This window comes from Pseudomonas sp. 203-8, assembly GCF_020708595.1.
In the GTDB taxonomy this organism is placed as follows: domain Bacteria; phylum Pseudomonadota; class Gammaproteobacteria; order Pseudomonadales; family Pseudomonadaceae; genus Pseudomonas; species Pseudomonas aeruginosa.
The window spans coordinates 396,366-409,654 of record NZ_JAJFDF010000002.1 but is presented as its reverse complement, the minus strand read 5'-3'; the positions used below and the strand labels follow the sequence as shown (position 1 = coordinate 409,654).

The 13,289-nt window shown below is 68.0% G+C and carries 14 protein-coding genes; 8 read left to right on the top strand and 6 right to left on the bottom strand.

Annotated elements, in window-relative coordinates; translation table 11 throughout:
• Positions 1-6 precede the first annotated feature (6 nt).
• Positions 7-1,215: a succinyldiaminopimelate transaminase gene (dapC, locus tag LJF27_RS05375; RefSeq protein WP_023117120.1), complete on the top strand. Its 1,209-nt coding sequence runs from the start codon at positions 7-9 to the stop codon at positions 1,213-1,215.
• A 49-nt stretch (positions 1,216-1,264) separates the two neighbouring features.
• Here dapC and LJF27_RS05370 read toward each other — a convergent pair whose 3' ends face one another.
• Positions 1,265-3,010 (bottom strand): Na+/H+ antiporter, encoded by a 1,746-nt coding sequence (locus LJF27_RS05370; RefSeq protein ID WP_004345486.1) that lies wholly within the window; start codon positions 3,008-3,010, stop codon positions 1,265-1,267.
• A gap of 237 nt (positions 3,011-3,247) precedes the next feature.
• Here LJF27_RS05370 and LJF27_RS05365 point away from each other — a divergent pair, with 237 nt between their 5' ends.
• Positions 3,248-3,607: a hypothetical protein gene (locus LJF27_RS05365; RefSeq protein ID WP_003092416.1), complete on the top strand. Its 360-nt coding sequence runs from the start codon at positions 3,248-3,250 to the stop codon at positions 3,605-3,607.
• 321 nt (positions 3,608-3,928) lie between these two features.
• Complete coding sequence (locus tag LJF27_RS05360; RefSeq protein WP_003098613.1) at positions 3,929-4,222, top strand: hypothetical protein; 294 nt, start codon at positions 3,929-3,931, stop codon at positions 4,220-4,222.
• A gap of 14 nt (positions 4,223-4,236) precedes the next feature.
• Here LJF27_RS05360 and LJF27_RS05355 read toward each other — a convergent pair whose 3' ends face one another.
• Positions 4,237-4,590 (bottom strand): YkgJ family cysteine cluster protein, encoded by a 354-nt coding sequence (locus tag LJF27_RS05355; RefSeq protein ID WP_003098616.1) that lies wholly within the window; start codon positions 4,588-4,590, stop codon positions 4,237-4,239.
• 302 nt (positions 4,591-4,892) lie between these two features.
• Here LJF27_RS05355 and LJF27_RS05350 point away from each other — a divergent pair, with 302 nt between their 5' ends.
• The 5 genes from LJF27_RS05350 to LJF27_RS05330 all read left to right on the top strand — a co-directional run bounded on the left by LJF27_RS05350 (position 4,893) and on the right by LJF27_RS05330 (position 8,659).
• Positions 4,893-5,240 carry an ArsC family reductase gene (locus LJF27_RS05350; RefSeq protein WP_003098619.1) on the top strand — a complete coding sequence of 116 codons (348 nt, stop codon included), beginning with the start codon at positions 4,893-4,895 and terminating at the stop codon, positions 5,238-5,240.
• Between the two features lie 12 nt (positions 5,241-5,252).
• Positions 5,253-5,876, top strand: a complete 624-nt coding sequence (locus LJF27_RS05345) for a LysE family translocator (RefSeq protein ID WP_004345492.1) — start codon at positions 5,253-5,255, stop codon at positions 5,874-5,876.
• A 29-nt stretch (positions 5,877-5,905) separates the two neighbouring features.
• Positions 5,906-6,940, top strand: a complete 1,035-nt coding sequence (gene dapD, locus LJF27_RS05340) for a 2,3,4,5-tetrahydropyridine-2,6-dicarboxylate N-succinyltransferase (RefSeq protein WP_003092431.1) — start codon at positions 5,906-5,908, stop codon at positions 6,938-6,940.
• A 94-nt stretch (positions 6,941-7,034) separates the two neighbouring features.
• Complete coding sequence (locus LJF27_RS05335) at positions 7,035-8,240, top strand: cysteine desulfurase (RefSeq protein ID WP_003098634.1); 1,206 nt, start codon at positions 7,035-7,037, stop codon at positions 8,238-8,240.
• The gene (locus LJF27_RS05330) at positions 8,237-8,659 is read left to right on the top strand and encodes a SufE family protein (protein WP_003092439.1); all 423 of its coding nucleotides are present in this window, start codon (positions 8,237-8,239) and stop codon (positions 8,657-8,659) included. Before LJF27_RS05335 ends, LJF27_RS05330 begins: the two co-directional genes overlap by 4 nt.
• A 6-nt stretch (positions 8,660-8,665) precedes the next feature.
• On the opposite strand, the gene LJF27_RS05325 is transcribed toward LJF27_RS05330, so the two are convergent.
• Genes LJF27_RS05325 through LJF27_RS05310 form a run of 4 tightly spaced genes read right to left on the bottom strand, consistent with a single transcriptional unit; the run spans position 8,666 to position 13,162 of the window.
• Positions 8,666-9,646, bottom strand: coding sequence for a DUF4340 domain-containing protein (locus LJF27_RS05325; protein ID WP_017148393.1), 981 nt, complete (start codon positions 9,644-9,646; stop codon positions 8,666-8,668).
• Between the two features lie 3 nt (positions 9,647-9,649).
• Positions 9,650-11,497 (bottom strand): GldG family protein, encoded by a 1,848-nt coding sequence (locus tag LJF27_RS05320; protein WP_003119340.1) that lies wholly within the window; start codon positions 11,495-11,497, stop codon positions 9,650-9,652.
• A gap of 10 nt (positions 11,498-11,507) precedes the next feature.
• Positions 11,508-12,242, bottom strand: a complete 735-nt coding sequence (locus tag LJF27_RS05315) for an ABC transporter permease (RefSeq protein ID WP_003092451.1) — start codon at positions 12,240-12,242, stop codon at positions 11,508-11,510.
• On the bottom strand, positions 12,239-13,162 hold the full coding sequence (locus LJF27_RS05310) for an ABC transporter ATP-binding protein (protein WP_023117121.1): 924 nt from the start codon (positions 13,160-13,162) through the stop codon (positions 12,239-12,241). Before LJF27_RS05310 ends, LJF27_RS05315 begins: the two co-directional genes overlap by 4 nt.
• Positions 13,163-13,289: the final 127 nt, after the last annotated feature.

The following is a 13,289-nucleotide window of genomic DNA, read 5'->3' as shown; positions in this document are numbered from 1 at the left end:
AACGCCATGAATACCGCACTCGACAACCTGCAGCCCTACCCCTTCGAGAAGCTCCGCGCCCTGCTCGGCGGCACCCGGCCGCCCGCGACGCTGAAGCCGATCGCACTGTCCATCGGCGAGCCCAAGCACCGCTCGCCGAGCTTCGTCGCCGAAACCCTGGCGGAGAACCTGGACCAGCTCGCGGTCTACCCGACCACCCTCGGCCTGCCGGCCCTGCGCGAAGCCATCGCGCGCTGGTGCGAGCGGCGCTTCTCGGTACCGGCCGGCTGGCTGGATGCGGCGCGCCACGTACTGCCGGTGAACGGTACCCGCGAGGCGCTGTTCGCCTTCACCCAGACCGTGGTCCGCCGCAGCGAGCCCGGCGAGGCGCCCGGCCTGGTGGTCAGCCCGAACCCGTTCTACCAGATCTACGAAGGCGCGGCGCTGCTCGCCGGAGCCGTGCCGCACTACCTGCCCTGCCGCGAGGAAAACGGCTTCAACCCCGATTTCGACGCGGTCGACGAGGCGACCTGGCAGCGCTGCCAGATTCTCTTCCTCTGCTCGCCGGGCAACCCTACCGGGGCCCTGGTACCGCTGGAGACCCTGAAGAAGCTGATCGCCCTGGCCGACCGCTACGACTTCGTGATCGCCGCCGACGAGTGCTACAGCGAACTCTACTTCGACGAAAACGCCCCGCCGCCCGGCCTGCTCAACGCTTGCGCCGAGCTGGGCCGCACGGACTTCAGCCGCTGCGTGGTGTTCCACAGCCTGTCCAAGCGCTCCAACCTGCCCGGCCTGCGCTCGGGCTTCGTCGCCGGCGACGCGGAGATCCTGAAGAAATTCCTCCTCTACCGCACCTACCACGGCTGCGCCATGCCGGTGCAGACCCAGTTGGCGAGCATCGCCGCCTGGAACGACGAGGTCCATGTGCGCGCCAACCGCAGCCTCTACCGCGAGAAATTCGACGCCGTGCTGGCGATCCTCGACGGCGTGCTCGACGTACAGCGCCCGGACGGCAGTTTCTACCTGTGGGCACGTACCCCGGTGGACGACACCGTATTCACCCGCGAACTGTTCGAGCAGCAGCACGTGACGGTGGTGCCGGGTTCCTACCTGTCGCGCGAGGTGGACGGCGAGAACCCCGGCGCCAACCGCGTGCGCATGGCCCTGGTGGCACCACTGGCCGAGTGCGTCGAAGCCGCCGAGCGCATCCGCGACTACCTGCGGGCGCGCTGAAGCCTGCGCGGAGAAACGAAAAGGGATCGCCGCGGCGATCCCTTTTCGTTCACACCCAGCGGGCGAAGCGATTGGTCAGCCAGCTTTCCTGCTGGTCCAGCTCGCGCAGGATGTCGCCCAGGGTCTCGTCGTCGATCTCGTTGTTACGCCGCTGCCGGTACAGTTCCAGGCGCTGCGCGCGCAACGCCTTCAGGCGCAAGGCCTTGTCGGCGATCTCCAGGGCTTGGGCCTGGTCGCGGGCCTCATCGGTGGTCGGTGCGGTATCCAGCGACTGGCGGTATTCGGCCATGATCTGCGCACGCGCCTCGGCGACCCGCGAAGTATTCGCCGCATCGTTGCCTTCCACCTGCGGCAGTTCCTCGCTCTCCAGGGCCCGGATCGCCGCCTCCGCGGTCTTGCGCCAGGCCTCGCGCCGCTCGCGCTCGTGGGCGCCATTGTTGCTCGCCGGCAGCCCGCGCAGCAGCAGCGGCAGGCCGATGGTCGCGCCGATCAGGGAAATCAGGATCACGCTGGTGGCGATGAAGATGATCAGGTCGCGCTGCGGGAAGGCGCTGCCATCCATCAGGCTCATCGGTACCGACAGCACCGCCGCCAGGGTCACCGCACCACGCACGCCGCTCAATGCACTGAGGGCGGAGAGACGGCGCAGGGAGATGCCGCTCAGCCCGGGCGGGCTTTTGCCGCGCCAGCGATCGATGCGCAGCGACAGCTTCCAGTAGCCATAGACCCAGCCGTAGCGGATCAGCATCAGCACGGCGGTGATCGCCGCCACGTAGGCCAGCAGCAGCGAGGAACGCCAGAGCAGGTCGCCGTGGTGGTTGGCCACCGACTTCATGATGTCCGGCAACTGCAGGCCGAGCAGCAGGAACACCACGCCGTTGAAGGCGAACTCCAGCATCGACCAGACGCTGCGGTTGAGCAGGCGCGTGGAAGTCTGCCGCGGCAGCAGGTCGACCCAGCTCTGCATCATGCCGGCCGCCACCGCCGAGAGAATCCCGGAGACGCCCAGGTGTTCCGCCACCATGTAGGAGGCGAACGGCAGCAACAGCATCAGTACCACGTGGGTCGCCGGGTCGTCCCAGCCACGGGAGATCATCCAGGCGCGGATGCGGCCCAGCGACCAGCTGAGGAACACCCCGATGGCCAGGCCGCCGACCGCGACCAGGAGGAAGTTGAGGCTGGCGTCCACCAGCGAGAACACGCCGGTCATCGCCGCGGCGATGGCGAACTTGAATGCCACCAGGCCAGAGGCATCGTTCATCAGCGCCTCGCCCTCCAGCAGGTGCATCAGGCGCTTGGGCAGCCGCCCCTGGGTGATCGCCGAGACCGCCAGGGCGTCCGTGGGCGACAGCACGGCGGCGAGGGCGAAGGAAGCCGCCAGGGGAACTTCCGGGATCAGCAGATGGATGAAATAGCCGGCGCCGACCACGGTGAAGAACACCAGGCCGAACGCCATCATCAGGATCGGCCAGCGCATCCGCCAGACTTCCCGCTTGGGAATACGCCAGCCATCGACGAACAGCAGCGGCGGAATGAACAGGAAGAGGAACAGCTCCGGGTCGAGGGCAATGTGCAGCCCGAGGGAGGGCAAGGCCAGCAGGGCCCCGGCGGCGATCTGGATCAATGGTAGCGGCAAGGGCAGCAACTGGGCAGCCAGGCGGGTGGCGCCGACGACCAGCAGCAGGGTCAGAACGGTGTACACGGTTTGCATGAGGGCGGGGATCTCCGGCTTCGTCCCTGGACGATGCGACTGCGCCGATTGCACCATCGCGATCGGTAGGCAGCTATCCGACATTCGCACAATCCGTACGGTCTTTCCTAGCCCCGCCGCTCTACCCCGCGCGTCCGCCCCCTCCGCGGCGACGACCGGGGCGCCCGGCCAAGGTTCCCGCACTAGTACATCCGAGCTATTTCATAGCGGTGCGAGACGCTCCTACACTCCCCTTCAGTCCAGGCCCGCCGTAGCGTCGGCCAGGACGACGCCCCGAAGGAGTACGGGGTGCAGCGCCCACTCAGACAAAGGAATGCCGCCATGACAAGCAAGGGACTTACTTCCGCACTGCTGCTCGCCTCGATGTTCGCCGCCACCTCCGGCTGCCTCCAGCAGAACGCACTGACCCAGGGCTACCGCACCACCCAGCCCGGGCAACCCGGCCAGGCTCAGGTCGCCTCCGCCAACACCCCTTGCACCCCCAGCGCCACCAATGACCTGATCGCTACCGGTCGCAGCCTGCTGGACATCACCACCAACCTGATCAAGACCCGCAACCAGATGAGCGACGGCGGCAGCATCATGCGCGACGTCGACGACGTGCAGAAGGTCGGCAAGGGCCATGCCGTACTGGACAGCGTCGAGAGCATGACCGGCGGTCCGCAGCAGCCCTGCGGCTAAGCGCACCACGACGATTCATCCCGGACAGCGAGCCCCCGCACGCTGTTCTCCCCCTGAGCCTCGCCTACCCGGCGGGGCTTTTTTTGTCCTGCGCCAAACAGCCGCCGCCCCGCATCAAGGAACTCGCCCATCACCCGGCCATGCAGACCAGGCCGCTTCGAGTCCCGTTCGTCACCTGTGCAAGGCGTCTGGAACGCGACTATTGTCCGACGATCGAAGTGATGGCAATGTAGAATTACACCTTTGGATGTAGTCGTTTCGGGTAGGTCGCGAGATGGAACGAGCTTTTTCCCCTACCGCGGAATCGCGGAGCAGCGGCCCATGAGGCGCGCCGAGATGCTGTTGCTGAAGAGCCTGGCTGAGACACTGATGGCCGACCGGGACAACCGCCACGACGACTTGCAGGCGACCATGCGGCTGGCGCACCTGAGTTCGCCGGAGATGATCCTGTACATGGTCAACCGGGTGCTCGAGCTCGAAGAGAGCATCGAGCGGATCGCCGCGGTTCTCCAGAAACTCTCTGCGGACGAGCCGATGCCCCTAGAGGAAACGCCGCCCGAACCAGCCTTCGAACCGGCCCTGCAGTCCCGCGCCACCGAGACCGCGGAAACCTAGCGGCGGGCAGGCCGCTACACCAGCACCTGGCGAGTGCTGGCGATCAGCGCATGCACCTGTCGCTCCACCTGCTCCGCCACCGGCACTTCGGGCCCCCGCCCCTCCGGGCAGGGCAGGTTCGGCGTGGTGCCGAACAGCCGGCAGATCAGCGGACGTTCCTCATAGGCCTCGCAGCCGTTCGGTCCGAGATGGACGCAGTTCCACTCGGCCAGGGCGGCGTCGTGTTCGGCCTCGCTCTTCACCGGCAGGCGGGCCATCTCTTCCGACGAGGCGGTAACCGGCCCGCAGCAATCGTGGCAGCCGGGCTTGCAGGCGAAGCCCGGTATCTGCAGGCGTAATTGGTCTATCTGGCGACCGATGCAACTCATGGGAAATCTCCTCGGCGGGGGAAGGATTGTACAGCGCGGACCGGAGCATTCCGAAAGTACCGGTAAGGATGCTCTCCAGCGAGCCGAATCGACCTGTTCAACCTGCGCTCTCTCCGTTCCCGGCCAGGGAAACAGCCCGGCTCCCTGTCCGCCCGCCCGTCCACGGCTATCTGCCGTCACGCCGCTCCCGAGCGCGGTAGCCCCGAGACCGCACAGGGGCGGAACGACGTGGCATAATCCGGCGATCACCTTTCGGCGACCTATCGGCAGGGCCCGGGAAGACCCGGGCCTCGGGAGAAGCAATGACCTACGTTCTCTACGGCATCAAAGCCTGCGACACCATGAAGAAGGCTCGGACCTGGCTCGACGAGCACAAGGTCGCCTACGACTTCCACGACTACAAGGCCGTCGGCATCGACCGCGAACACCTGCGGCGCTGGTGCGCGGAGCACGGCTGGCAAACCGTCCTCAACCGCGCCGGCACCACCTTCCGCAAGCTCGACGAAGCGCAGAAGGCCGATCTCGACGAAGCCAAGGCGATCGAGCTGATGCTGGCCCAGCCGTCGATGATCAAGCGCCCGGTGCTGGAGCTGGGCGGCAGGACGCTGGTCGGCTTCAAGCCCGACGCCTACGCCGCCGCCCTGGCCTGAGCGGGAGGCCGCATGAGTGTCGCCTGGGCCCTGTTCGTACCCGCCTGCTTCGCCCTCAACCTGGCGCCGGGGCCGAACAACCTGCTGTCGCTGAACAACGCCGCCCGGCACGGTTTCGCCACCGCCTCGCTGGCCGGCGGCGGGCGCCTGCTGGCATTCGCCGGCATGCTCGCCCTGGCCGCCTCCGGGCTGGCGCTGGTGCTGCACACCTCGGCCTGGCTGTTCCTGGCGATCAAGGTGCTCGGCGCTGCCTACCTGTTGTGGCTTGCGGTGCAATTGTGGCGGACCGATGCGCAGCCACTGGCGAACGAAGCCAGCCCGGCGCGTCCCAGCCTCTGGCGCCTGGGGCGCCAGGAGTTCCTGGTGGCGGCGGGCAACCCGAAGGCGATCCTGATTTTCACCGCCTTCCTGCCGCAGTTCGTCGATCCCGGCCAACCGCTGGGCGCCCAGTTCGCCCAGCTCGGAGCGGCATTCCTGCTGCTCGAATGGCTGGCCATCGCTCTTTATTCCTATGCCGGGCTCCACCTCGGCCGGCTGCTCGCCGGCCAGCGGGCCCGGCGTCTGTTCAACCGCGGTTGCGCCGCGCTGCTCGGCAGCGCGGGACTGGGCCTGCTGCTCAGCCGCCGTCCGGCCTGACCGTTCCACTCCGTTTCGAGGAAACCCACATGTCGCAATCCCTGTTCAGCCTGGCCTTCGGCGTCGGCACCCAGAACCGCCAGGAAGCCTGGCTGGAAGTGTTCTACGCGCTGCCGCTGCTCAAGCCTTCGAGCGAAATCGTCGCCGCCGTCGCACCGATCCTTGGCTACGCAGCCGGCAACCAGGCGCTGACCTTCACTTCGCAGCAGGCCTACCAGTTGGCCGACGCCCTGAAGGGTATCGACGCCGCTCAGTCGGCCCTGCTCTCGCGCCTGGCGGAAAGCCAGAAGCCGCTGGTCGCCACCCTGTTGGCGGAAGACGCCGCGCCGTCCTCCACCCCGGAGGCCTACCTCAAGCTGCACCTGCTCTCCCACCGCCTGGTCAAGCCGCACGCTGTGAACCTGAGCGGCATCTTCCCGCTCCTGCCGAACGTGGCCTGGACCAACATCGGCGCGGTGGACCTGGCCGAACTGGCCGAACTGCAACTGGAAGCGCGACTGAAGGGCAAGCTGCTGGAAGTCTTCTCCGTCGACAAGTTCCCGAAGATGACCGACTACGTGGTCCCGGCCGGCGTACGCATCGCCGACACCGCCCGCGTGCGCCTGGGCGCCTACATCGGTGAAGGCACCACGGTGATGCACGAAGGTTTCGTCAACTTCAACGCCGGCACCGAAGGCCCGGGCATGATCGAAGGCCGCGTATCCGCCGGCGTGTTCGTCGGCAAGGGGTCGGACCTGGGCGGCGGCTGCTCGACCATGGGCACCCTTTCCGGTGGCGGCAACATCGTCATCAGCGTCGGCGAAGGCTGCCTGATCGGCGCCAACGCCGGCATCGGCATCCCGCTGGGCGATCGCAACATCGTCGAGGCCGGCCTGTACATCACCGCCGGCACCAAGGTCGCCCTGCTCGACGAGCAGAACGCCCTGGTGAAAGTGGTCAAGGCCCGCGACCTGGCCGGTCAGCCCGACCTGCTGTTCCGCCGCAACTCGCAGAACGGTGCGGTGGAGTGCAAGACCAACAAGACCGCCATCGAGCTGAACGAAGCGCTGCACGCGCACAACTGAGCCCAGCTCGCCTCCCCGCTCGCCCGACGGTGCTCGCCAGCGCCGCCGGGTGCGCTACCCTTTCCCCTGTAACCGTCCTCGCACAGTGTCCGCCATGTCCCTGCCGTCTCCCTGGCGCGCCGACTTTCCGGCCTTTTCCGCCTTCGCCGCGGAAGGCCTGACCTACCTCGACAGCGCCGCCACCGCCCAGAAGCCACAGGCCGTACTCGACGCCCTGAACGGCTACTACCTCGGCGGCGCCGCCAACGTCCACCGCGCCCAACATGTCCCCGGCGAGCGCGCCACCCGGGCCTTCGAGGCCGCGCGCAGCCGCGTCGCCCACTGGCTGCACGCCGGCAACCCGGCCGAGGTACTGTTCACCCGCGGCACCACAGAGGCGATCAACCTGGTGGCCTATGGCCTGGAGCGGCATTTCCGGCCTGGCGACGAACTGCTGGTCAGTGCCCTGGAACACCATGCCAACCTGCTTCCCTGGCAGCAGTTGGCCCTGCGCCGCGGCCTGGTCCTGCGCGTGTTGCCGCTGGACGAGCGCGGGGTGATCGACCTGGAGCAGGCCCGCCATATCATCGGCGAGCGTACCCGCCTGCTGGCGATCAGCCAGTTGTCCAACGTTCTCGGCACCTGGCAACCGGTGGTGGAGTTGATCCAGCTGGCCCGCGAGCGCGGTGCCTGGACCCTGGTCGACGGCGCCCAGGGCAGCGTCCACGGACGCCACGACCTGCCGGGCCTGGGCTGCGACTTCTACGCATTCTCCGGCCACAAGCTCTACGGCCCCGACGGCATCGGCGTGCTCTGGGGTCGCCCACAGGCCCTGGAGCAACTGGCGCACTGGCAGTTCGGCGGCGAGATGGTACGCCACACCGGCTTCCACGAAGCCAGCTTCCATGCCGCTCCGCTCGGCTTCGAGGCGGGCACCCCGGCGGTTTCCGCGGCGATCGGCCTAGGCGCGACCATCGACTGGCTGGCCACCCTGGACGAAGCCGAAGTCGCCGCCCACGAAGGCGCCCTCCACGCCCGCCTGCTCGCCGGCCTGCTGGCGCGCGACGGCGTCAGCCTGCTCGGCGAACCCCAGGCGGCGCTGGCCAGCTTCTGCGTCGACGGCGTGCACGTCGCCGATCTCGCCCACCTGCTCGGCGAACAGGGCATCGCGGTGCGCGCCGGCCACCATTGCGCGATGCCGCTGCTGCAACGCCTCGAGGTACCCGGCGCCCTGCGTGTCTCGCTGGGCTTGTACAACGATGCCGACGACCTGGAGCGCTTCTTCCTGGCCCTCGACCGCTCACTGGAGTTGCTGCGATGAACCCGGTTCTCCCCGAACAGGCCCAGGAGGCACTGGACGCCTTCGGTCACACCGCCAGTTGGGAACAGCGTGCGCGTCTGCTGCTGCAATGGGGCGAGCGCCTGGCGCCGCTCGCGGAACACGAACGCCAGGAAGAGCATCGCGTGCACGGTTGCGAAAGCCTGGTCTGGCTGCTCGGCGAGCAGCGCGACGGCCACTGGCGCTTCCGTGCCGACAGCGACGCGCGCCTGATCCGCGGCCTGCTGGCGGTGCTGCTGGCACGGGTCGACGGCATCGAGACCCGCGAACTGGCGCGCCTGGACCTCAACGACTGGTTCACCTGCCTGGGTCTTTCCCGCCAACTGTCGCCCTCGCGCAGCAACGGCCTGAACGCCGTGCTGCAACGCATGCGCGAACTGGCCGGCCAGACCGCCGGCTGAGCCCGCTCAGCGCGCCAGCAGTTCCGGCAGGTGCCGGGCCAGGGCGCGGTAGCGGTCCTCTTCGATCCGATAGGCCCAGTCAGGATGGGCGGCGACCTCGCCCTCGGCGAAGCCCTCGACGCTCTTCGGCAACAACCAGTATTGCTCGCCCTGGCGCCGAATATCGCCATCCAGGCGCGCGCCGGAAAACGTCCGCAGGCTGAACGCCAGGAGCAATGGCGCCTGCCTGAATCCCACCTGCGCCAGCGGCGCTACATCGGCGAAACGCAGGTCGGCGAACAGCGTCGCCGCGCCGTTGGCCGCTGCCTCATAGGCCAGCTTGCGCCCTGTGGGCAATTGCCGAACCTGCAGGTTCGGCTGCCCGGCGTCGTCGCGATAGAGATCCAGGCGTTCGCCCTTCGGATAGCGCAGTTGCAGTTCGCGCACCCGGGCGAAGGGCAGCGTGGCGATCCGCCGGTCGAGCCACTCCAGCTCGTTGTTCGGCAACGGCAGGCGCTTGTCGATCAGCCAGGCCTGCGGGTCGCCCAATCGTCGTACGAAGCTACCGCCATGCTGCGCATCCTTGCCCACCAGCAGCACCAGAGGCTCGCCGGACTGCCAATGCAGGCTCAGGCGTAGCGCCTGCCCCTCGCCACGCTCCGCCAGGCCAAGCAGCGCGTGGTTCTTCGGGTTGGCGCTCTTCGCCTCGAGCTTGCGCGCCTCTGCCAACGCCTCGAGCAGCGCCGACAAGCGTAGCCGGTCGGCCGGATAGTCGGCCTTGGCCGGCAGGACCCACGCGCCCGCACGCCGCTCGACCCGGATATCCGGCGAACCGTCGGCAAACTGCATGTGCAGGCCACTCAGCGTCGCGCTGTCCAGTTCCGGCAGCCAGCGCTCTGCCGCCGGCAAGGCAGGTACCTCGGTTGCGCGCTCGCGCTGCAGCCAGGCGAAGGTTCCGGCCAGCGCCGCCACCAGCGCCAGCAGGACGATCAGCGTATTGCGCCGCATGCGTCAATGCCCTCCCCGGGCCATGCGCCGGCGCCGCCAGAGCCAGCCGAGCAGCACGCCGACCGTGAGCAACGAGGGAACCAGGGCGATATTGACCAGCTTCAGGGTGCGGCCCAGTGCGTCGATATCGGCGTTCAACTGGTACTGCACCTCGCGCAGCTCCTTGCGGATGCGCAGCTTCTCCTGCATGTACTGGCGCACCGTGGCCTGCTGTTCGGGCGTCAGTTCGACGGCCTTCTCCGGGGCGGCGCCCTGCTGGAGGGCGGCGAGTTGCTGCTCGGTATCGGCGAGGCGCTGCTTGAGCTGGTCCTCCTTTTGCCGGAAGCTCGTCTCGGCCTCGCGCTGCAGGCGCTCGACCACCACGAACGGCCGGCTGAACCGGCCGCGGGAGCGCACGCTGATCAGCGCGTCGGTGCCCGACAGGTTGTCCAGCGCGTTGACCACCAGCGCGCCGTTGTCGGCCCAGGGCTGCGGCACGCGCTGGCCGAAGAAGTCCTGCACCTGGACCCACATGCGATCGCTGAGCAGGTCGGTATCGGCCACGACGATGACATTGATGTTGCGCGCCTCCTTCAGGCCTTCGCGATGCCCCTCGATGCCCTCCGCGAAGGCACTCTTCGCCGGCCCCTGGATACGGGCGGCGAGAGTATGCCGCCGGCCGCTCGGGCGCAGCTCGCGCATCAGATCGCCGGGGTCGCGCAGCAGGCCGAAGCGCGAGGCATCGAACGGCATCGCCTGGGCCGAGCTTTGCAGCAAAGGCGTGAAGCTGGTGCTCGCTCCGGGGAGCCTTTCGAGGATGCCGGGCGTCGCCAGGGTCAGGCTTTCCAGGCCGGCAGTGGCGATGTCGTCCTGGTCCAGCGCCTCGCGCGGCAAGCTGAGCCAGGCCGGATGCCGGGCCGGACGCTGGTCCCGGCCAAGACTGATGGACATCGCATAGGCGCCGTCGCCGAGCACCTTGCCCGGCAGCAGGCGCAGCCCCCAGGCCTCGAACAGCGGCGCGAGGTCGGACGACTTGTCGCCATCCAGCGTAGCGGCGAAATCGCTGCCGCTGTCGGCCTCGCTGAAGGGGTCGACGAACGCCAGCAGCTTGCCCCCGCGCAGGACGAACTGGTCGATGGCGTATAGCGTCTGCTCGGGTAACTGCTTGGGATGCACCAGCAGCAGCACCGAGACCTCCGGCGGGATTTCCGTGGCATCGCTCTTGAGGCTGCGCAGGTCGAATTGCTGGCGGATTTCCTCCATGACCATCCACGGCGAGGTCGGCTGCCGGCTGGCCATGTCGAAGCCGCCATTGAGCGGCAGCGACGACATCAGGCCGACCACCGGCCGCTGCGGCTGTGCCAGGGTCTGCACCAGGCGGCTGATGTCGTATTCGAGGAACTCCTCCTGATCGAGCGGGAAGAAGGGTATGACCTGGACTCCGTCCAGGGCGTTGCTGCCGGCCAGGCCGAAGTACAGGTTGTCGCCGCCCTGCTGCAGGGGAATTCCTTGCAGGCCGAACTCGGTGGCCTTGTCCTCGTTCTCGGAGAACGGCTCGGGATCGATCACCTGCAGGCGAATCCTGCCGTTCGCCTCGCGCTCGTAGGCGCGCAGCAGTTCCTCGACGCGCCTGGCGTAGTTGCGCAGCGGCACCAGTTCCCGGGCACCGCTATCCGAATAGAAGAAGTACAGGTTGATCGGCTCGTCGAGGCCGGCCAGGATCCGCTTGGTGCCGGGGCTGATGGTGTAGAGCTTCTGCTCGGTCAGGTCGAGCCGCGCGCCGCTGAACAGCAGGCCGGAGACCATGTTGAAGGCCAGGAACGCCAGCGCGATCAGCAACAGCCCGGCGCCAGAGGACAACACGCGTTTCATCGACTCCCCCTCATTCGGCTTTCTTCAGGTCGACCGCCACCGCCGTGGCGGCCAGCCAGGCGACGATCAGGCTGACGAAATACAGCAGGTCGCGCAGGTCGATGACGCCCTTGCTGACGGCATCGAAGCGGGTCAGCAGGCTCAGCGAGGCCACCGCATCGAGCAACCACTGCGGCGCCCACTGGCTGAACGCATCGAGCACCAGCGGAAAGCCGCTGAGCATGAACAGGAAGCAGGCGGCCACGGCGAGGATGAAAGCGATCACCTGGTTCTTCGCCAGGGCCGACATGCACGAACCGATGGCCAGGTAGCCGCCGGCCAGCAGCCAACTGCCCAGATAGCCGGCGAGAATCGCACCGTTGTCCGGCTCGCCCAGGTAGTTCACCGTGAGCACCATGGGGAAGGTCAGCAGCAGCGCGATTCCGGCGAACGCCCAGGCGGCCAGGAACTTGCCGGCCACGGCTTCGAAGCGGGTCAGCGGCAGGGTCATCAGCAGCTCGATCGAGCCGGACTTGCGCTCCTCCGCCCACAGGCGCATGGCCAGCGCGGGAACCAGGAACAGGTAGAGCCAGGGATGGAAGGCGAAGAAGGAGGCCAGGTCGGCCTGGTTGCGTTCGTAGAAGTTGCCCAGGTAGAAGGTGAACACGCCCGCCAGGACCAGGAAGATCACGATGAACACATAGGCCAGCGGCGTGGCGAAATAACTCGCCAGCTCGCGCTTGAAGATCACCGGCAGTTGCTTCATGCCTCCGTCCCCCGGGTCAGGTTGCGGAATACCTCGTCGAGCCGGCCGCGCTCCACGTCCAGTTCGCGGATCCGCCAGCCGCGCTCGGCGACCAGCCCGCTGACCTGGGGAAAGATCACCGCGCCCGGCTGCGCCAGGACGGTCAGGCTGCCTTCGGCGGGGTTCTCCTCGATGCCCGCCACGCCCGGCAGCACCGCCAGCGCCACGGTATCCAGGGGGTCGTCGCTGTAGAGCGTCACCGCCTGGTGGTAGCGCGAGCGGCTGGCCAGTTCCAGCGGCGTGCTGTCCGCCAGCAGCCGCCCGCCGCCGATCACCAGGGCGCGGCTGCATAGCGCCGAGACTTCCTCGAGGATATGGGTGGAGATGATCACGATGCGCTCCTGCGCGAGGCCGCGGATCAGTTCGCGGACCTGGTGCTTCTGGTTCGGATCGAGCCCGTCGGTGGGCTCGTCGAGCACCAGCGCCCGCGGTTCGTGGAGGATCGCCTGGGCCAGGCCGACACGCCGGCGGAAGCCCTTGGAGAGGGTTTCGATGGTCTGCCGGCGCACCTCGTCCAGTTCCAGCAGCCCCAGTGCCCGGGCGACCCGCTCGCGCTTGCCGGCACCACGGTAGCCACGGATCTCGGCGATGAAATCGAGGAAGCCCTGCACGGTCATTTCCGCGTAGCAGGGCGAACCTTCCGGGAGGTAGCCGATCAGCCGCTGCGCCTGCAGCGTGCGGTTGCGGATGTCGAAGCCGAAGATGCTCGCGGTGCCGGCGCTGGGCGCCAGGAAGCCGGTGAGCATCTTCATGGTGGTGGACTTGCCGGCGCCGTTCGGACCGAGGAAGCCCAGTACCTCCCCCGTCTCCACCTGGAAGGACAGGTCGTCCACCGCCACCCGCGAGCCGAAGCGTTTGCCGAGGTTTCTTGTTTCGATCATGGTCCCCTACCTGTTCCGGCGGCCGCCGCCATGTCCGGCCAGGGCCGCGAAAAACGCGCAGGGACTATAGCCGAAGCGCCCCGCCGCCTGGCAATACGGGGCATCGGGAGAACCTTGGCAAAACGTG

Coding starts and splice junctions, on each gene's coding strand:
- LJF27_RS05325 (WP_017148393.1), bottom strand. CDS start 9,646: ATGCGGCGCAATACGCTGATCGTCCTGCTGGCGCTGGTGGCGGCGCTG.
- dapD (WP_003092431.1), top strand. CDS start 5,906: ATGTCGCAATCCCTGTTCAGCCTGGCCTTCGGCGTCGGCACCCAGAAC.
- LJF27_RS05355 (WP_003098616.1), bottom strand. CDS start 4,590: ATGAGTTGCATCGGTCGCCAGATAGACCAATTACGCCTGCAGATACCG.
- LJF27_RS05345 (WP_004345492.1), top strand. CDS start 5,253: ATGAGTGTCGCCTGGGCCCTGTTCGTACCCGCCTGCTTCGCCCTCAAC.
- LJF27_RS05320 (WP_003119340.1), bottom strand. CDS start 11,497: ATGAAACGCGTGTTGTCCTCTGGCGCCGGGCTGTTGCTGATCGCGCTG.
- LJF27_RS05365 (WP_003092416.1), top strand. CDS start 3,248: ATGACAAGCAAGGGACTTACTTCCGCACTGCTGCTCGCCTCGATGTTC.
- LJF27_RS05350 (WP_003098619.1), top strand. CDS start 4,893: ATGACCTACGTTCTCTACGGCATCAAAGCCTGCGACACCATGAAGAAG.
- LJF27_RS05370 (WP_004345486.1), bottom strand. CDS start 3,010: ATGTCGGATAGCTGCCTACCGATCGCGATGGTGCAATCGGCGCAGTCG.
- dapC (WP_023117120.1), top strand. CDS start 7: ATGAATACCGCACTCGACAACCTGCAGCCCTACCCCTTCGAGAAGCTC.
- LJF27_RS05335 (WP_003098634.1), top strand. CDS start 7,035: ATGTCCCTGCCGTCTCCCTGGCGCGCCGACTTTCCGGCCTTTTCCGCC.
- LJF27_RS05330 (WP_003092439.1), top strand. CDS start 8,237: ATGAACCCGGTTCTCCCCGAACAGGCCCAGGAGGCACTGGACGCCTTC.
- LJF27_RS05315 (WP_003092451.1), bottom strand. CDS start 12,242: ATGAAGCAACTGCCGGTGATCTTCAAGCGCGAGCTGGCGAGTTATTTC.
- LJF27_RS05310 (WP_023117121.1), bottom strand. CDS start 13,162: ATGATCGAAACAAGAAACCTCGGCAAACGCTTCGGCTCGCGGGTGGCG.
- LJF27_RS05360 (WP_003098613.1), top strand. CDS start 3,929: ATGAGGCGCGCCGAGATGCTGTTGCTGAAGAGCCTGGCTGAGACACTG.